The sequence below is a fragment of the Bradyrhizobium sp. CFUWI genome, assembly GCF_056429085.1.
Genome location: NZ_JBWJZE010000002.1, coordinates 331,754 through 349,471 on the forward strand (window position 1 = coordinate 331,754; position 17,718 = coordinate 349,471).

The following is a 17,718-nucleotide window of genomic DNA, read 5'->3' on the forward strand; positions in this document are numbered from 1 at the left end:
AGTTGAGGCATTGTCCGCGACGGATTTGAAGGCCGGATGACAAGCGGCGGTTGAATACCGCCTTCTTGCCAGTATTCAGGCAGCCCGCGCCGCCTTCTTCTGCAAGCTCGCGGCAATCTTCAGGTCGTCGACAAAGCGCCGATATTCCAGCGCCTTGGCTTCCGGATCAGGCAGTCGCAGCAGATAGGACGGATGCACCGTCACCAGTGCTTTTCGTCCCTCGGGAAGCTCTATGAGACGGCCGCGGGTCTTGCCGATGGGAGTGATCTTGCCGAACACGCTTTGCGCGGCGGTAGCCCCCATCGCCACGATCAGATCGGGCTGGATTGCCGCAACTTCCCGCTCGTACCATTGCCGGCAGGCGCGGATCTCCGGCGTATTCGGCTTCTGGTGCAGGCGGATCTTTCCGCGCGGCACGAATTTGAAGTGCTTGACCGCGTTGGTGACATAGACCTTCTTGCGGTCGACGCCGGCTTCCTCCAGCGCACGGTCCAGCATCTGCCCCGCGGGACCTACGAAGGGATGGCCGGCGAGGTCTTCCTTGTCGCCGGGCTGCTCGCCGACCAGCATGATATTGGCGGACTTCGGGCCTTCGCCGAACACGGTCTGGGTCGCGTCCTTGTAGAGATGGCAGGCGCGGCAATGCGCGGCCTCCTCGCGGAGGGTTTCGAGATCGTCGGCGGCGGGCTTGCGTTTCATCGGTGCCTCCGGCCGCTTTTGGGGCTTGTGCGGATCGGTTGCGGCGTTGGCGATCATGGCGCCGGTCATGCGCTCGGCGTCCTCGATCAGAGGCTTAATGATCGAAGCCTCGGGCAGGTTCCTCCAGTATTTCTTCGGCATCTCGGCCTGCATCGACTTCACCTTGAGCCGCGCCGGATTGAAGATGCTGGCGTAGTAACGCCGCCAGGTTTCTTCCAGCCGGTCTTCGCTCGGCGCTTCGCTCCTGCTGACGCCGGATGTGAACGAAAGTGCGTGGCCATCCCAATGCGCGCAGAGGTCCGGGGTCAGGATCGACCAGGGCATGTCGGCAAAGCGTTTTGCGAAGAACGGCGCGGCGAACTCGACGATGTGATGCTCAGGCTCGAACCAGGCGACGTAATGCGCCTCGCGTTCCCTGCCGATTTCGCGGAAGCGCACGAAGGCATGCATCTTGTGCTCGTCGCGATGGACCGCTCTCGCCATGGCGGTGACTTGCGCGACGTCAGGATCGGTCGCGACCTCGATGAGGTCGTGATTGTCCTTCAGCCGAAACAGCAGCCGGTAGAGGATGGCAAAGCGCTCGGGATCGCGGTGCAGGATCGCTGCTTTGGCGAGCTCGATGAATTTGCCTGACACGGTGAAGGTGCCGTCGTTCACTTCGAGGATCGGCGATGGCGCGGGTGGGGCGAACAGCTCGGCTTCGCCGCCTTGCACGGTCCAGGTGACATCGTACGGCTGCACGTGATGAAGCACGAGGTGACGTGCGGCTTTGCGCCAGCCGTCGAAATCGGTTTCGGTGTCGAGGATGATGTATTGCATCAGAAGCCAAACCCCAGTTGCGTTGCCTTCGGCTTGAACCGTTCGATCAGCCGCGCGTCGTCGAGACGGTGTGGCGACGGCCGGTGATCGCCGAGGACGATGAACGGCATCGCCTTGCTACGGGGCACATGCAGCCGCGCCAGATCGGCGAGGCGGATCGTGGTGGTGCGCCGTGCCGCGATGATGCGTTCGACCGCCTTGGTGCCGAAGCCCGGCACGCGCAGCAATTCCTCGCGGCTGGCACGGTTGACGTCGAGCGGGAAGCGGTCGCGGTGGCGCAGCGCCCAGGCGAGCTTTGGATCGATCTCGAGCGGCAGCATGGCGCTGTCGTCGACGATCTCGCCGACGTCGAAGCCGTAGAACCGCATCAGCCAGTCGGCCTGGTAGAGCCTGTGCTCGCGCAGCAGCGGTGGCTGCACCAGAGGCAAGGCGCGGCTTGCGTCGGGAATCGGGCTGAAGGCGGAATAATAGACGCGCCGCAGCCGGTAGGCGCCGTAGAGATTGGCGCTGGTGTGGAGAATGGTGTGGTCGGAGGCGCTGTCTGCGCCGACGATCATCTGCGTGCTCTGGCCGGCCGGCGCGAAGCGTTGCGGCTTGGCCTTCGTCTTTGCGCTGCGGCCTTCCTCGGCCTCGTCCAGCTTCAATCGCAGCCGGCCCATGGTGCGGCGGATCGCGCGCACGTCTTTCTCGGGCGCGAATTGCTGCAGGCTGGTCTCCTCGGGCATCTCGATGTTGATGGAGAGGCGGTCGGCATATTTGCCGGCTTCCGCGATCAGGGCATCGTCGGCCTCGGGAATGGTCTTCAGATGGATGTAGCCGCGGAAGTGATGTTCCTCGCGCAGTTTTCGCGCGACACTCACCACCTGCTCCATCGTGTAATCGGGGCTGCGGATGATGCCGGAGGAGAGAAACAGGCCCTCGATGTAATTGCGCCGGTAGAAGTCGAGCGTCAGCTTGACGACCTCGTCGATGGTGAAGCGGGCGCGCGGCACGTTGGAGGAGGCGCGGTTGACGCAATAAAGACAGTCGTAATTGCAGGCGTTGGTCAGCAGCACCTTGAGCAGCGAGATGCAGCGTCCGTCCGGCGCATAGGAATGGCAGATGCCCATGCCGGGCGCGGTCGAGCCCATGCCCTTGCCGTCGCTGGAATCCCGCTTTTCGGTGCCACTGGAGGCGCAGGACGCGTCGTACTTGGCGGCATCGGCCAGGATTTCCAGTTTGCGTTGCACGTCCATGTTTGAATCCCGTTGATTCCGCTCATGAATCCGAAAGCGCGCCAATTCGATTGACTCTCCGCGCGCCGTTAGCTTTATATTAGAACATATCATGAACAAATGAGCCAGCCGCTGGTTCTTCTTTTGAAGACCACGGCACCATTCCTGAAGGAGCGGCGAGCATGAGCGGCGCACGTATGAGCGCGCTTGCGATCTTGCGCGGCCAGATCGAGCGCATCGAGACCGCGGAGATCGTGCATCAGCACGATCGGGTGGCGCTCGGCCATGGCCAGGCCGATGGCGCGCTGAAGGGCGGGCTCGCGCGTGCGGCGATCCACGAGGTGTTTTGCGAAGGGCGCCAGGGCGTGGCCGCAACGGGTTTTGTCATGGGGCTTGCGGGGCGCGTGGCGGCGCGCAAACCGCTGCTGTGGGTGCGGCAGGATTTTTCGGAAGTGGAAACAGGCGCGCTGTCGATGAGCGGGCTCAGAGAGCTGGGCCTCGATCCGCGCCGCGTGGTGACGGTCCGCGCCGCCGATGTCGAGAGCGCGCTGCGCACCTCGGCCGATGCGCTTGCCTGCGACGCGCTGGGCGCCGTCGTGCTCGAGCTCTGGGGCGAGACCAGGCAGTTCGATCTCGTGGCGAGCCGCAAGCTGACGCTGGCCGCGCAAGGCTCCGGCGTCACCGGCCTGATGCTGCGCATGGCCGCGCAACCTTTGCCGTCGACTGCGGAGACGCGATGGATGCTGCGCGCGGCGCATTCGCCGCCGGGACCGGCTTCAATGCCTGCGGCGCCTTGGAGCGTTTGGGGCGCGCCGCGCTTCGATGCCACGCTCTTGCGCAATCGTCATGGCCCCTGCGGCCGGTGGATCATGGAATGGAATTGTGATGAGTGCCAGTTCAGCGAACCGTCGACGTATTCTCAGCCTGTGGCTGCCGCGCCTGCCGATCGACAGGATTCAGCGGTTTTTCAACAGCGCCGGGCTGGGTAAAGCCAATCATGAGCCGAGCATCGTCGTCATCAAGGACAACAATGCGCTGGTGATCCATGCGCTGGACGAGGCCGCCGAGCGCCTCGGCCTGTACATTGGTCAGCCGCTGGCGAATGCGCGGGCGATGTGCCCGGATCTGAAAGTGTTCGACGCCGATGTCGCGGCCGATGCGAAGACGCTCAGCGATGTCGCCGATTGGTGCGACCGCTTCACGCCGCTGGTGGCGCTCGATCCGCCGCACGGGCTGTTCCTCGATATCACCGGCTGCGCCCATCTGTTCGGCGGCGAGGCTGCGCTGCTAACGACGCTGGTTCGTGCGCTCGCTCGCCAGGGCTTTGCCGTCGGTGCGGCAATCGCCGGCACGTCGATCTGCGCGCGTACGCTGACGCGGCAGGCATCTAGCAGCATCGTCGCCGATGGCGGCGAGGCGGCGGCGATCGAGCGGTTTCCGGTGTCCGCGCTCGGTGCGGGCGAGGCCATCACCACCGGCCTGCGCCGCGCCGGCCTGAAGACCATCGGCGACGTCGCCTCGCGCGCGCCGAGCGAGATCACGGCGCGGTTCGGCGCCCGGTTCTCCACGCTGCTCGCGCATGCGCTGGGGCAGGGCGATGCGCCGATCAGCCCACGCAAGCCGCTGCCCGATTACATCGTGGAGAAGCGCTTCGCCGAGCCGATCGCAACCGACACCATGATTGCGATGACGCTGTCGCGGCTCGCCGACACGCTGATCGCATCGATGGAGAAACAGGGCAAAGGCGCGCGCAGGCTCGAAGCCGCCTTCTTCCGCACCGATGGCGTGGTGCGCGCGATCATGGTCGAGACCGGACGTCCGGTGACGAAAAGCACGGTGATCGACCGCCTGTTCCGCGAGCGTCTCGATGCGCTTGCCGATCCGCTCGATCCCGGCTTCGGCTTCGACATGGTGCGCCTGTCGGCGAGCCGCACCGAGATCGTGGTGCAGGAGCAGCGCGATCTCGACGCCCATGTCCACGACAATGACGAGCTCGCCGCGCTGATCGACCGCATCGCCGCGCGCATCGGAGGAAAACGCGTCGTCGTGCATCTGCCTGAGGATACCCATATTCCCGAATGTGCAGTGATGGCCGCCCCGGCGCAGCATCATCTTGCTGCCGCCATGCAGGCCGAATGGCCCGCCCGTGTCGAGAGCGAGCCGCCGCTGCGTCCCTTAAGGCTGTTCGACAAGCCGGAGCCGATCAAGGTGCCGTTCGCGGCCGTGCCGGATGGTCCGCCGCATCAATTCACCTGGCGCCGCGCGCTGCATGCCGTGGTGCGGGTGGAGGGGCCCGAGCGTATCGCGATGGAATGGTGGCGGCAGGACGGCAAGCAGCTGACGCGGGATTATTTCCGCATCGAGGATGCCGAGGGCCTGCGCTTCTGGATCTTTCGCGACGGTCTTTACGAGGGGGAAGTGTTCGATGGCGACGGCAAGCCCGCCTCGCCCGGCTGGTATGTGCACGGTCTCTTCGCATGAATGCGCTTAGCTATGCCGAGATCGGCATCACCACCAACTTCTCCTTCCTGCGCGGCGGCTCGGATCCGCGCGCGTATGTGCATCAGGCCAGCGAGCTCGGCATTCCCGCGATCGGCATCGCCGACCACAACACGCTCGCCGGCGTGGTGCGGGCCTACAAGGAGCTCGACAATGACAAGGTGCTGCACAAGCCGAAGCTGCTGATCGGCGCACGCATCGTCTTCATCGACGGCACGCCCGACATTTTTGTCTATCCGCGCGACCGCGCCGCCTATGGCCGTTTGTGCCAGCTCCTGACTCGGGGCAAGCGCGGCGACGACATCACGCGGATCGAGAAGGGCGAGTGCCGTCTCAGCTTCGCCGATCTGCTGGAATTTTCCGAAGGCCAGCTCCTGATCCTGACGCTGCCGCATCGCTTCGACCCGGCCCAGGCGCTGGACGTTCTTGCGCAGCTGAAGGCCGGCCGCGCCGAAGGCGTGTGGCTGGCGGCGAGCCTGGTCTATCGCGGCGACGACCGGCGCCGGCTGGCGCGGCTCGGTGATCTCGCGATGAAGGCGAAGGTGCCGCTGCTCGCGACCAACGAGGTGCTCTATCACGATCCCGGCCGCCGTCCGCTGCAGGATGTGCTGACCTGTATCCGGGAAAAGACCACGATCGAGGCTGTGGGGCGGAAGCTGGAAGCCAATGCCGAACGGTTCCTGAAGACGCCGCGCGAGATGGCGCGTCTGTTCCGCGATTTTCCTGATGCGATCGCGGAGACCATGCGCTTTGCGGACGCAATCGAGTTTTCACTCGATCAGCTCAAATACCAATATCCGGACGAGCCGGTGCCGCCGGGCAAGACCGCACAGGGGCATCTGGAGGATCTGACCTGGGCGGGTGTCGAGAAGTATTTCGACGGCAAGATCGACGACAGGCTGCGGGCGACGCTCAACAAGGAGCTCGCGCTGATCGCCGAGCTGAAATACGCGCATTATTTCCTCACCGTGCATGACATCGTGCACTATGCGCGCAGCCAGAACATTCTGTGTCAGGGGCGGGGATCGGCGGCGAATTCGGCCGTGTGCTACGTGCTCGGCATCACCTCGGTCGATCCGACCAAGGTCGATCTGTTGTTCGAGCGCTTCATCTCCAAGGAGCGGCTGGAGCCGCCCGACATCGACGTCGATTTCGAGCATTCGCGGCGCGAGGAGGTGATGCAATATGTCTACCGCCGCTACGGCCGCCACCGCGCCGCGATCATCGCGACCGTGATCCATTATCGCCCGCGCAGCGCCATTCGCGACGTCGGCAAGGCGCTGGGCCTGACCGAGGACGTCACCGCCGCGCTCGCCGACACCGTCTGGGGCAGCTGGGGCAAGGGCCTCAACGACATGCAGGTCCGGCAGGCCGGGCTCGATCCCAAAAATCCCATGATCAACCTCGCGGTCGAGCTTGCGACCGAGCTGATCGAATTCCCGCGCCATCTGTCCCAGCATGTCGGCGGCTACGTGCTGACCCAGGATCGGCTCGACACCTATGTGCCGATCGGCAATGCCGCGATGGACGACCGCACCTTCATCGAATGGGACAAGGACGACGTCGATGCGCTCAGCATGATGAAGGTCGACGTGCTGGCGCTGGGCATGCTGACCTGCATCAGGAAGTGTTTCGATCTGATCGACCAGCACAAGGGCGAGCGTTTCGTGCTTGCGAGCGTTCCTCAGGACGATCCCGAGGTTTACGACATGCTGTGTGCCGGGGAGTCGCTCGGCGTGTTCCAGGTCGAGAGCCGCGCGCAGATGAACATGCTGCCGCGGCTGAAGCCGCGGACCTTCTACGATCTCGTCATCGAGGTCGCGATCGTGCGGCCGGGTCCGATCCAGGGCGACATGGTGCATCCTTATTTGCGGCGGCGGAACGGGCTCGAGAAGGTGAGCTATCCCTCGCCGTCGCCGGAGCATGGCGACAGGGACGAACTCTACAAGGTGCTGCACAAGACGCTTGGAGTGCCTCTGTTCCAGGAGCAGGCGATGCGGATTGCGATCGAAGCGGCACATTTCACCTCCGAGGAAGCCAATGGCCTGCGCCGCTCGATGGCGACTTTCCGCAATGTCGGCACCATCGGTCAATACGAGGAAAAGTTGATCGGCAACATGGTGGCGCGCGGCTACGATCCCAACTTCGCCAGAAGCTGCTTCGACCAGATCAAGGGGTTCGGTTCCTACGGTTTCCCGGAGAGCCACGCCGCGAGCTTTGCGCAGCTCGTCTACATCTCGTCATGGCTGAAGCATTATCACCCGGATGCGTTTTGCTGCGGCCTCCTGAACTCGCAGCCGATGGGGTTTTATGCCCCGGCGCAAATCGTCGGCGACGCCCGCAAGAACGGCGTCGAGGTCCGCGACATCGACGTGTCCTACAGCTTTGCGCAAAACACGCTGGAGGAGGGGAGCGGCAGATATTGCGCCGTCCGCCTGGGCTTCCGCCAGATCGACGGATTCCACTGGCTGGACGAGGATGAAGAGAGGCTGAAGCGCTCTCAGCTGTCATTCCGGGGCGCGCGTAGCGCGAGCCCGGAATCCATCGGGCCGCATGCGCCTGGCGGAATGGATTCTCAGATGCGCAATTGCGCATCAGAGCTCGACGCTGACGCGTCGCCCTGGAATGGCAATGCGGAGAAATCGGGAGACTGGGCCGACCGCATCGTCGCGGCCCGCAACCGCCGCCCCTTCACCTCACTGGAAGATTTTGCCCGCGACACCGGCCTGCCCAAGCGCGCGCTGATCCTGCTGGCGGATGCCGACGCGTTCCGCTCGCTCGGGCTCGACCGCCGCGAGGCGCTGTGGCAGGTGCGGCGGCTGCCTGACGACGTGCCGCTGCCGCTGTTCGAGGCGGCCACCGCGCGCGAGCAGCCGGACGAGCATGCCAAGCCGCTGCCGCTGATGCCGCGTGCCGAGCAGGTCGTCGCGGACTACCAGACCATCCGGCTGTCGCTGAAGGGCCATCCGATGGAATTCCTGCGCGAGATGTTTTCGCGCGAGCGGATCGTCGCCTGCAAGGAGATCAGCCACGAGAACGAGCGCCGCCGCGTCCGCTGCGCCGGCGTGGTGCTGGTGCGGCAGCGACCGGGCAGCGCCAGCGGCGTCGTGTTCATGACGCTGGAGGACGAAACCGGAATCGCCAATGTCGTGGTCTGGCCCAAGATCATGGAGCAGTACCGGAAAGAAGTCATGGGCGCGCGGCTCATCGAGGTCCAGGGCTATATCCAGAGCAGCCCCGAAAAGGTGACGCATCTGATCGCCCAGCGCATGATCGACCGCTCGCACGATCTGGTCGGCCTCGCCAACGATGCCTTGAGCCGCCAGCATCCGGTGCCGGCGGGCGCCACATTGGTCGAGCCGCTCAACGAAGACCCTCGCGCGCTCGCGGACATGCCGGCGCAAAAGATCCGCCACCCCCGCAACGTCCGCATCCTGCCGCCGTCGCGGGATTTTCATTGAGGGGGCCGTTACGGTACCGCTCGTTCACCGTCACCCTGAGGTGGCCGCTCCTTCAGCGGCCCTCGAAGGGCGACGGCCCGGCTGCATCCGGGCCGTGCATCCTTCGAGGCTCCCGGCGCGATGCTCTTGCATCGCGCCACTCGCGCCTCAGGATGACGGAACTGACGGGAGGCGGCGCCCTCAAAAATTCACCCGGTTCGAGATCGCGCCGTCCACGACGAGATTCGATCCCGTCGTGAACCCGGATACCGGGCTCGCCAGAAACACCGCGGCGTTCGCGATCTCCTGCGGCGTTGCCATGCGGCCGGTCGGGTTGCGCTTCATCGCGTCGTTGTAACGCTCCGGCATGTTCTTCTCGATCATCTCCCAGACGCCGCCCTTGAAATAGACGGTGCCTGGCGACACCACATTCACGCGGATCCTCTTCTTGGCGTATTGTCGCGCCAGGCCCTTGGCCATGTGGATCAGCGCCGCCTTGATCGGGCCGTAGGAGCTGGCCGTGTCGGCCTGCGCCGCCGAGATCGAGGAGATGATGACGACGGCGGCATCGCCGCTTCTCTCGCCGCTGGCCTCGAGAAACGGCCGCGCGGCGTCGAACGCGTGCACGGCGCCGAGCAGATCGAGCCGGAAATTCTGCTCCCACGAAGCCGCGTCGTGGCCCTGCGCCATCGCGCCGGCATTGGCGAACAGCAGGTCGACGCCGCCGAGCTCCTTTGCCGCGCCTTCGATCCACGCTTTCAACGCCGCGCCGTCGGTGACGTCGACCGGGCCGCCGGTGGCGTTGACGCCGATCGCCTTCAATTCAGCGACGGTGGCCGCGACCTGATCCGCATTGCGCGCGCACACCGCGACATTGGCGCCTTCACCGGCGAGCGTCGCCGCAATCGCCCGCCCGATACCGCGCGTGCCGCCGAGCACGACGGCGTTCTTGCCTTTGAGACTGAGATCCATTGTTAGCTCCCTATTTGGTGCTGCGAGTGCAGCTGTTTCGACATGTATGCTGAACTATCCAGTTCGTCATTGCGAGCGTAGCGAAGCAATCCAGAAAATGCGTCCGAGGCAACGGTCTTGATTGCTTCGTCGCAAGGGCTCCTCGCAATGACGCGGTGAGAGGCTCGCACCCCTCACTCCGGTGCAGCCCCCACCGGCGGGCCGCCGGGCGGGCGGTGCAGGAAGGTTAGCGACGCATAGGCGCCGGCCCAGGAGCCGATCGCGGCGAAGGCGACGTAGAACGCGTTTTCGGTGTAGCTGATCACGGCATAGGAGGAGAGCAGGTACCAGACCGCGCTCCAGTTCGCCGCAGGAATGCGCTTGCGCGCGATCACGGCCGAGGTGAACATGACATAGACGGCGTCGGTGGCCGCCGTCGCGATGAATACGGCACCTGCGATGAGGGGATCGATGGCGACCATTACATTCCCTTATGTGCTGATGGATCGTCGTAGAAAGTAAGGGAGAGAGGCGGCCATGCAAAGCCCCGCCGATATTCTCAGGGATATCTGGACCTCCGCCGGCGGCGATCCGGCTGCGCTCGAACACGTCCGGCTGACCGGCGAGGAGCCGCAGATTCCGTCCTCATTTCGTGTTGCCGTCGCCGGCCAGACCACGATCGCCGCCGCAGGCCTCGCCGCCGCCGAGATCTGGCGGCTGCGCAGCGGGCGGATGCAAAACGTCTCCGTCGACATGCGCCACGCCGTCGCCGAATGCCGCTCCGAACGCTATCTGCGCGTCGACGACAAGCCGCCGCCGCCGGCCTGGGACGCGATTGCCGGCGTCTACAGGACCGGCGATGCCCGCTTCGTTCGCTGCCACACCAATTTCCCGCAGCACCGCGAGGCCGTCTGCGAGGTGCTCGGTTGCGAGCCGGAGCGCGACAAGGTGCAGGCCGCGCTGATGCAATGGAGGGGCGAGGATTTCGAGACGGCAGCTTATACGGCGGGCGGCGTGGTTGCGCTGATGCGGAGCTACGAGGAATGGTCTGCGCTGGCGCAGGCGCGCGCGCTCGCGCAATTGCCGCTGATCTCGATCGAGAAGATCGGCGAAGCCCCGCCAAAGCCGTGGCCCCAAGGATTATCAAACAACGATCGTCCGCTCTCCGGCCTTCGTGTGCTCGATCTCTCCCGCGTCATCGCAGGCCCCGTCGCCGGCCGCACGCTCGCCGCGCACGGCGCTGAAGTGCTGCTGGTGTCGGGGCCGGAGCTGCCAGCCATTGACTGGCTCACCATCGATACCGGCCGCGGCAAGCTCACCGCCTTCATCGAGCTGAAGACCGACACGGGCAGGGCGCAATTACGCGAACTGCTGGAGAACGCCGACATCTTCTCGCAAGGCTATCGCCCGCGTGCGCTTGCCGCCCTCGGCTTTTCGCCGGAGGACGCAGCGAAGATCAATCCGGGCATCGTTTACGTGACGCTCTCGGCTTATGGCCATGCCGGGCCCTGGGCCGCGCGCCGCGGCTTCGATTCCCTGGTGCAGACCGCGACCGGATTCAATCACGCCGAAGGCCAAGCCGCCGGCCTCGATGGCCCCAAGGAATTGCCGGCGCAGATGCTCGACCACGCCACCGGCTATCTGATGGCGTTCGGCGCGATGATGGCCAGGATGCGCCAGGCCTGCGACGGCGGCAGTTGGCACGTACGCGTGTCGTTGGCGCAGACCGGACGCTGGCTGTGGAATCTCGGCCGGCTCGATGGCGGACTGAATACCCCGGATCTTGCGGGCGAGGCCGTACATGCTGCGTTCATCGAGAGCATGCCATCTGGTTTCGGCATGCTGAAGGCGGTGCGCCATTCGGCGCTGCTGTCGACGACACCGGCACATTGGCGCCGTCCCGCGATGCCGCTCGGCAGTCATCCGGCACATTGGCCGGCGCGAAGCTGACATGAAGCTGACATGTCGCAAAGTTTTTAACGCAAACCGAAAGGCGCCAGCGTTTTTTGGTTGTTTGAAATTGCAGTTCGGCACTATTAGCGCAACCGACACGGCAGACATCTGCCGAGATCGTCGCAGACACGACCGGGCTCCATGGTGGTTGATAATACCAAGCGATTGCAGCTGTTTACCAAACAACGGATGATCACATCCGTGGTTTTGCTAGCTCTTGCCGGCGCGGGTGCCTACGGCTTCCTCGCTTTGGGGCCCAAGGAAAAGAAGCACTCCGAAATCTCCAGCCAGTCGCGCAGGAATGCGCAGACCTTCACGCCGACGCCGTCCGAATGGGCGACGCTGACGATCGAGCCGGTCAAGGCCAAGAGCTTCCGAGCCGAGTATGTCACCGAGGGCAAGGTCGCGGTCGACGAGGACCGCTCGACGCCGGTGTTCTCGCCCTATGCGGGCCGCGTCACCAAGCTGCTGGCCAAGCCGGGCGAGACGCTGAAGCAGGGTCAACCGCTGTTCACGATCGAGGCCGCCGACACCGTGCAGGCCCAGAACGATTTCATCGCGGCGATGACCTCGCAGAACAAGGCGAAGTCGGCGCTCGATCTTTCCGACATCCAGTTCAAGCGCGCCAAGGACCTTTATGAGGGTCATGCCATTCCGCTGAAGGACTATCAGCAGGCGGAAGCGACGCAGGTTCAGGCGCGCAACGACATGCGCTCCTCGCAGACCGCGCTGGAAGCCGCGCGCAACAAGCTGCGCATCCTCGGCTTCACCGACGAGACCATCAAGGCGTTCCAGGACAAGGGCGCCATCAATCCGGAAGTCACGATCTATTCGCCGATCGCCGGCACGGTGGTGCAGCGCAAGATCGGCCCCGGTCAGTACGTCAATTCCGGCGCCAGCGATCCGGTCTTCGTGATCGGCGACCTCTCCACCGTCTGGCTCACCGCCTTCGTGCGCGAGAGCGACGCCGCCGCCGCGTGCATCGGTCAGGACATCACCGTCAACGTGATGGCACTGCCGGGCCGTCCGCTTACCGCCAAGATCAACTACGTCGCCGCCGCGATCGATCCCAGCACCCGCCGCCTGCTGGTCCGCGCCACCATCGACAACAAGGACGGCCTGCTCAAGCCAGAGATGTTCGCCAACGTCACGATCTACTCGGCGGGCGACCGCGCCGCGCCGGCAGTGCCGAAACAGGCCTTGATCTACGAAGCCGACAAGGTTCGCATCTGGGTCGCGCGTGAGGACAAATCGGTCGAGCTGCGCCAGATCAAGATCGGCCTCATCAACGGCAACCTCGTCGAGGTCACCGGCAATCTGAAACCCGGCGAGCAGATCGTTACCAAAGGCAGCCTGTTCATCGACCGCGCGGCGTCCGGCAGCTGACGACGACCCAAGAAAATTGAAGACCTGAATGGATCGTCTCGTCGCTCTTGCCGTCAACCGGCGCTTCCTGATGGTCGGCATGTTCGTCGCTGTCTTGGTCGGCGGCCTGATCGCGTTCAACCAGCTCAACATCGAGGCCTATCCCGATCCGACCCCGCCGATGGTCGATATCGTGACGCAGAGCCCGGGACTGTCGGCAGAGGAGATCGAGCGCTACATCACGATCCCGATCGAGACCCAGGTCGCGGGCCTGAAGAACATCACGACCATCCGCACCATCTCGCTCTACGGTCTCTCCGACGTCAAAATCCAGTTCTCCTTCGCCTACACCTATGACGAGGCGTTGCAGCAGGTGTTGAACCGCCTGGCGCAGCTCGCGCCGCTGCCGGGCAACGTGCAGCCGCAGATCTCGCCGCTGAGCCCGATCGGCGAGATCTTCCGCTACCGTCTCGTGGGGCCGCCGAACTACAGCGTGCTCGACCTCAAGACCATCCAGGACTGGAACCTGCAGCGCCGCTTCCGTGCCGTGCCGGGGGTCATCGACGTCACCGGCTGGGGTGGCAAGAGCAAGACCTACGAGCTCCAGGTCGATTTCAACAAGCTGGTCGCCAATGGGCTGACGCTGCCGCAATTGCTCCAGGCGGTCGGCAATTCCAACGTCAATGTCGGCGGCAACACCGTCGATATCGGCCAGCAATCGGCCGTCGTGCGCGGCGTCGGCCTGATCCGGTCGATCGACGATCTCGCCAATACCATGGTGGCGCAGACCGGCGGCAATCCGGTGCTGGTCAAGGACGTCGCCACCGTCACCGTCGGCCAGAAGCCGCGCCTCGGCATCGCCGGCCTCGACGAGGCCGACGACATCGTGCAGGGCATCGTCCTGATGCGGCGCGGCGAGCAGAGCTCGCCGACCATCCAGCGTGTCCACCAGCTCGTCCAGACCATCAACAATTCCAGCATCCTGCCGCCCGGCGTACGCATCGAGCGCATCTACGACCGCGGCGACCTGATCGAGCTCACCACCCACACGGTGCTGCACAACATGGTGGTCGGCATTCTCTTGATCGTGCTGTTGCAGTGGATCTTCCTCGGCGATCTGCGCAGCGCGCTGATCGTCGGCGCCACCATTCCGTTCGCGCTGTTCTTCGCCGTCATCATCCTGGTGCTGCGCGGCGAATCGGCCAATTTGCTGTCGGTCGGCGCGATCGATTTCGGCCTGATCGTCGATGCCACCGTCATCATGGTGGAGGCGATCTTCCGTCGCCTGACGCAGACCACGCCGATGTCGGAATCCGAGCACACGTCCAACGAGACGCTGTTCGGCATGAAGAGCCACGCCATCCTCAGCGCGGCCGCCGACGTCTCGCGCTCGATCTTCTTCGCTGCGGCGATCATCATCGCGGCCTTCCTGCCGCTGTTCACGCTGTCGGGCGTCGAGGGCAACATCTTCGGGCCGATGGCCCGCACCTATGCCTATGCGCTGGCCGGCGGGCTGCTTGCGACGTTCACCGTCACGCCGGCGTTGTCCGCGATCATCCTGCCCGCGCATGTCGAGGAAACCGAGACCAGGGTCATGCTGATCCTGCACCGCTTGTACTCGCCGCTGCTGCAATGGGCGGTCGCCAATCGCAACATCGTGCTCGGCGGCGCGGTCGGCCTCGTGTTGATGACGGTGGCGCTCGGCCGGCTGCTCGGCCTCGAATTCCTGCCGAAGCTGGAAGAGGGCAATCTGTGGATTCGCGCCACGCTGCCGCCGACCATCTCGCTCCAGGAAGGCAATTCCTACGTCAACGAGATGCGCAAGGTGATCCGCGCCCGGCCCGAGGTCGAGTCCGTCGTATCGCAGCACGGCCGTCCCGACGACGGCACCGACGCCGCCGGCTTCTTCAACGCCGAGTTCTTCGCCCCGCTCAAGCCCGTGAGCCAGTGGCCCGGCACGCGCGACAAGGAGGAGTTGACCGCGCAATTGCTCAAGCAGCTCGATGACCGCTTCCCCGGCGTCGAGTTCAACTTCTCGCAATATCTCCAGGACAACGTCTCCGAAGCCGTCTCCGGCGTGAAGGGCGAGAACTCGATCAAGCTGTTCGGCAGCGACCTCCAGGCGCTCACCGACACCGCCAACAAGATCAAGCAGGTGCTGGCCACGGTGCAGGGCGTCACCGATCTTGCGGTCTTCACCTCGCTTGGCCAGCCGACCGTCCAGATCGACATCGACCGCGCCAAGGCCGCGCGCTATGGTCTTGCGCCGGGCGACATCAATGCCACGATCAAGGTCGCGATCGGCGGCGACACAGCGGGGGACCTCTACGAGCCGGGCAGCGATCGTCACTTCCCGATCATCGTCCGCCTTGCGCCGGAATATCGCAGGAGCGCGGAGGCGATCCAGAATTTGCGGATCGGCGCGCCCGGGCCGAACGGCACCGTCACCCAGATTCCCCTCAGCGAGGTCGCCAACATCAGCCTCGTGTCGGGCGCGGCCTACATCTATCGCGAGCAGCAGGAACGCTATCTGCCGATCAAATTCTCGGTGCGCGAGCGCGACCTCGGCAGCGCGATCAGCGAGGCTCAGCAGAAGATCGCAGAGCAGGTGCAGCTGCCGCCCGGCTCGCACATGGAATGGGTCGGGGAGTTCGGCAATCTCCAGGACGCGATCCGGCGGCTGTCGATCGTGATGCCGATCTCGCTGGCGCTGATCGGCGTGCTGCTCTGGTTCAATTTCGGCTCGATGACCGACACGCTGCTCGCGATGAGCGTGATCCCGATGGCGATCTTCGGCGGCGTGCTCGGCCTGTTGATATCAGGCACGGCCTTCAGCGTCTCCGCGGCGATCGGCTTCATCGCGCTGTTCGGCATCGCCGTGATGGACGGCATCATCATCCTGTCGCAGTTCAACCAGCTGATCGAAGAAGGCATGGACCGCATGACAGCGGTGGTGCGCACGGGAGAGTTGCAGCTCCGGCCGGTGCTGATGACCTGCGTCGTCGCCGGCGTCGGCCTTCTGCCGGCGGCGCTGTCGGAGGGGATCGGCTCGCAGGTGCAGAAACCGCTCGCGGTCGTCGTCGTCACCGGCATGATGCTGGCGCCGGTCGTGATCCTCGTGACCCTGCCGGTCCTGATCTCGTTCTTCTCGCGCCGCGCGCGCTGAGCATCAGAAGCCGTAGAGCCGCGCCGGGTTGTCGACCAGGATCTTCTTGCGCACGTCGGCATCCGGCGCCCACACCGGAAGCTGATTGAGCAGGCGGCCGTCATCGATCTGGTAGAGCGGCGCGATGTCGGTTGCCTTGCGCCCCTCGACGCGGCTGGAATCCGGATGCGGCCAGTCGGTGCCCCAGACGATGCGGTCGGCATTCGCCGCGATCAGCGCCCGCGCATAGGGCACCATGTCCTGGTAGTCGGGTGCGAGCTTCGAGGAGCGATAGGCGCCGGAGATCTTCACATAGGCCTTGCCGGACCTGACGAGCGCGATCAGGTCGGAAAATCCGGGTTGCTCCAGCCCGAGCGCAGCCTCGAGCCCGCCGAAATGGTCGAACACGACGGGCACCGGCGCCGCCTCGACGAGGTCCTTGATCGCCGAGATCATGGCCAGCGTGGTGTAAAGCTGCACGTGCCAGCCGCGCGCCCTCATGCGCTCGACGGCGGCGGTGAAGCGCGGCCGGCCGACATTGGGGTCGTTGACGCCGCCCGTCGCCAGATTGAGGCGGATGCCGCGGAAGCCGTCTTGATGCATCGCATCGAGCTGCGCCTCGGTTGTCTTGTCGTCGATCACGGCGACCCCGCGCGCGGTCGCGCCGCGTGCCTTCATGCCGAACAGGGTGGAGGAATTGTCGGTGCCGTAGACGCTCGGGGTGACGATCACCACGCGCTCGATATGCAGCGCCTTGTGCAGCGCGGCCATCTCTTCAGGGCTTGCCGGCTCCGGCGTATAGACGCGGCCTGCGAAGAACGGAAATTTTTCGACATCGCCATGGATATGGGTGTGGCAGTCGCAGGCATGCGCCGGCACGTCGAAATTGACCGGCGTCGCGGGCTGCGCTGCACGCGCGTGGGCTCTGCTGGTCATGGCTGCTCCGGCCGCAAGGGAGGCAAGCAGGACGCTGCGTCGGTTGAGCATGGTTTCTCTCCCTGCTTCGTTGTTTGGCGGTGGTGCCGGGAGAATATCACATCAGCCGGACAGCCGCTGCGCTTCGCTGCATAGCTGGTCGACGAGGTCCGCAAGCGGGCGTGAGCCGTCAACGCGCACGACCGGGCAGGGCAGGCCGGCGAGCCAGGCTTCGTGCGTCGCAAGATTGCGGCCTTCGCGGTCGCCGGCTTCGTAATGGGAAGCCCATTCGACGAAGGCCTCGGTCTCGGCGTGGCGCCAGCCCCCCGATGCGACGGCATCCGCGCCGAAATGGGCGGCCTCGCGGGCGCGCAATCGCTCCAGGCGGATGTCGCGCGGCGTGGTCACGAAGACGACGAGGTCGAAATACGAGACGAGCTCCTCGCCCCAGCCGGTGACGGATCCGCTCAGCACCCAATCCAGACGCGGCAGAAACATCTCGCGCATCAGGCGCAGCCGCTCGGAAGCGGGCCGCGTCGTCTGATAGGGCGGCACGGTCGGCAGCCAGAAATAGTCGTCGCTGTCGTGATGCGGCAGCGCAAGCCGGCCGGCAAGCGCGCGACCGAGCGTCGTCACGCCGGAGCCCGAAGCCCCCATCAGATGGATGCGGCGGCTTTTCATCTTCACATCCTAGGGCGGCCTGAATCGATTGGCGGTC

At 65.0% G+C, this 17,718-nt stretch carries 12 protein-coding genes; 6 read left to right on the top strand and 6 right to left on the bottom strand.

The window, feature by feature from the left end; genetic code table 11:
* Window positions 1-75: 75 nt before the first annotated feature.
* Window positions 76-1,518 (bottom strand): UdgX family uracil-DNA binding protein, encoded by a 1,443-nt coding sequence (locus tag AC066S_RS05330; protein WP_478269096.1) that lies wholly within the window; start codon window positions 1,516-1,518, stop codon window positions 76-78.
* Window positions 1,518-2,753 carry a putative DNA modification/repair radical SAM protein gene (locus AC066S_RS05335; RefSeq protein ID WP_478269097.1) on the bottom strand — a complete coding sequence of 412 codons (1,236 nt, stop codon included), beginning with the start codon at window positions 2,751-2,753 and terminating at the stop codon, window positions 1,518-1,520. Before AC066S_RS05335 ends, AC066S_RS05330 begins: the two co-directional genes overlap by 1 nt.
* A gap of 161 nt (window positions 2,754-2,914) precedes the next feature.
* Here AC066S_RS05335 and AC066S_RS05340 point away from each other — a divergent pair, with 161 nt between their 5' ends.
* The 3 genes from AC066S_RS05340 to AC066S_RS05350 are packed head-to-tail and all read left to right on the top strand — an operon-like array spanning window position 2,915 to window position 8,692.
* A complete protein-coding gene (locus AC066S_RS05340; RefSeq protein ID WP_478269098.1) occupies window positions 2,915-3,721 on the top strand; it encodes an ImuA family protein in 807 nt (268 codons plus the stop codon).
* A complete protein-coding gene (locus AC066S_RS05345) occupies window positions 3,618-5,213 on the top strand; it encodes a Y-family DNA polymerase (protein WP_164718455.1) in 1,596 nt (531 codons plus the stop codon). The genes AC066S_RS05340 and AC066S_RS05345 overlap by 104 nt, the downstream gene beginning before the upstream one ends.
* Window positions 5,210-8,692 (top strand): error-prone DNA polymerase, encoded by a 3,483-nt coding sequence (locus tag AC066S_RS05350; protein WP_478269099.1) that lies wholly within the window; start codon window positions 5,210-5,212, stop codon window positions 8,690-8,692. The genes AC066S_RS05345 and AC066S_RS05350 overlap by 4 nt, the downstream gene beginning before the upstream one ends.
* 180 nt (window positions 8,693-8,872) lie before the next feature.
* Here AC066S_RS05350 and AC066S_RS05355 read toward each other — a convergent pair whose 3' ends face one another.
* Together AC066S_RS05355 and AC066S_RS05360 are read right to left on the bottom strand one after the other, a co-directional pair.
* Entirely contained in the window at window positions 8,873-9,643 is a 771-nt protein-coding gene (locus AC066S_RS05355) for an SDR family NAD(P)-dependent oxidoreductase (RefSeq protein WP_478269100.1), read from the bottom strand.
* Window positions 9,644-9,816: 173 nt separating this feature from the next.
* Window positions 9,817-10,104 carry a hypothetical protein gene (locus tag AC066S_RS05360; RefSeq protein ID WP_126256303.1) on the bottom strand — a complete coding sequence of 96 codons (288 nt, stop codon included), beginning with the start codon at window positions 10,102-10,104 and terminating at the stop codon, window positions 9,817-9,819.
* Between the two features lie 55 nt (window positions 10,105-10,159).
* On the opposite strand from AC066S_RS05360, the gene AC066S_RS05365 reads away from it, so the two are divergent.
* The 3 genes from AC066S_RS05365 (at window position 10,160) to AC066S_RS05375 (ending at window position 16,106) form a co-directional block, all read left to right on the top strand.
* A complete protein-coding gene (locus AC066S_RS05365) occupies window positions 10,160-11,572 on the top strand; it encodes a CoA transferase (protein WP_478269101.1) in 1,413 nt (470 codons plus the stop codon).
* Window positions 11,573-11,716: 144 nt separating this feature from the next.
* A complete protein-coding gene (locus tag AC066S_RS05370) occupies window positions 11,717-12,961 on the top strand; it encodes an efflux RND transporter periplasmic adaptor subunit (RefSeq protein WP_478269102.1) in 1,245 nt (414 codons plus the stop codon).
* A gap of 28 nt (window positions 12,962-12,989) precedes the next feature.
* Window positions 12,990-16,106 carry an efflux RND transporter permease subunit gene (locus AC066S_RS05375; RefSeq protein WP_478269103.1) on the top strand — a complete coding sequence of 1,039 codons (3,117 nt, stop codon included), beginning with the start codon at window positions 12,990-12,992 and terminating at the stop codon, window positions 16,104-16,106.
* 3 nt (window positions 16,107-16,109) lie between these two features.
* Here AC066S_RS05375 and AC066S_RS05380 read toward each other — a convergent pair whose 3' ends face one another.
* Both AC066S_RS05380 and AC066S_RS05385 read right to left on the bottom strand, forming a co-directional pair.
* Window positions 16,110-17,072, bottom strand: coding sequence for an amidohydrolase family protein (locus AC066S_RS05380; RefSeq protein ID WP_478269104.1), 963 nt, complete (start codon window positions 17,070-17,072; stop codon window positions 16,110-16,112).
* A gap of 51 nt (window positions 17,073-17,123) precedes the next feature.
* The gene (locus AC066S_RS05385) at window positions 17,124-17,681 is read right to left on the bottom strand and encodes a P-loop NTPase family protein (RefSeq protein ID WP_135168059.1); all 558 of its coding nucleotides are present in this window, start codon (window positions 17,679-17,681) and stop codon (window positions 17,124-17,126) included.
* Between the last annotated feature and the right edge of the window lie 37 nt (window positions 17,682-17,718).

What these genes read in the sequence shown, in the direction of transcription:
- AC066S_RS05330 (WP_478269096.1), bottom strand. Translation starts at nt 1,518, where the DNA reads ATGCAATACATCATCCTCGACACCGAAACCGATTTCGACGGCTGGCGC.
- AC066S_RS05335 (WP_478269097.1), bottom strand. Translation starts at nt 2,753, where the DNA reads ATGGACGTGCAACGCAAACTGGAAATCCTGGCCGATGCCGCCAAGTAC.
- AC066S_RS05340 (WP_478269098.1), top strand. Translation starts at nt 2,915, where the DNA reads ATGAGCGGCGCACGTATGAGCGCGCTTGCGATCTTGCGCGGCCAGATC.
- AC066S_RS05345 (WP_164718455.1), top strand. Translation starts at nt 3,618, where the DNA reads ATGAGTGCCAGTTCAGCGAACCGTCGACGTATTCTCAGCCTGTGGCTG.
- AC066S_RS05350 (WP_478269099.1), top strand. Translation starts at nt 5,210, where the DNA reads ATGAATGCGCTTAGCTATGCCGAGATCGGCATCACCACCAACTTCTCC.
- AC066S_RS05355 (WP_478269100.1), bottom strand. Translation starts at nt 9,643, where the DNA reads ATGGATCTCAGTCTCAAAGGCAAGAACGCCGTCGTGCTCGGCGGCACG.
- AC066S_RS05360 (WP_126256303.1), bottom strand. Translation starts at nt 10,104, where the DNA reads ATGGTCGCCATCGATCCCCTCATCGCAGGTGCCGTATTCATCGCGACG.
- AC066S_RS05365 (WP_478269101.1), top strand. Translation starts at nt 10,160, where the DNA reads ATGCAAAGCCCCGCCGATATTCTCAGGGATATCTGGACCTCCGCCGGC.
- AC066S_RS05370 (WP_478269102.1), top strand. Translation starts at nt 11,717, where the DNA reads ATGGTGGTTGATAATACCAAGCGATTGCAGCTGTTTACCAAACAACGG.
- AC066S_RS05375 (WP_478269103.1), top strand. Translation starts at nt 12,990, where the DNA reads ATGGATCGTCTCGTCGCTCTTGCCGTCAACCGGCGCTTCCTGATGGTC.
- AC066S_RS05380 (WP_478269104.1), bottom strand. Translation starts at nt 17,072, where the DNA reads ATGCTCAACCGACGCAGCGTCCTGCTTGCCTCCCTTGCGGCCGGAGCA.
- AC066S_RS05385 (WP_135168059.1), bottom strand. Translation starts at nt 17,681, where the DNA reads ATGAAAAGCCGCCGCATCCATCTGATGGGGGCTTCGGGCTCCGGCGTG.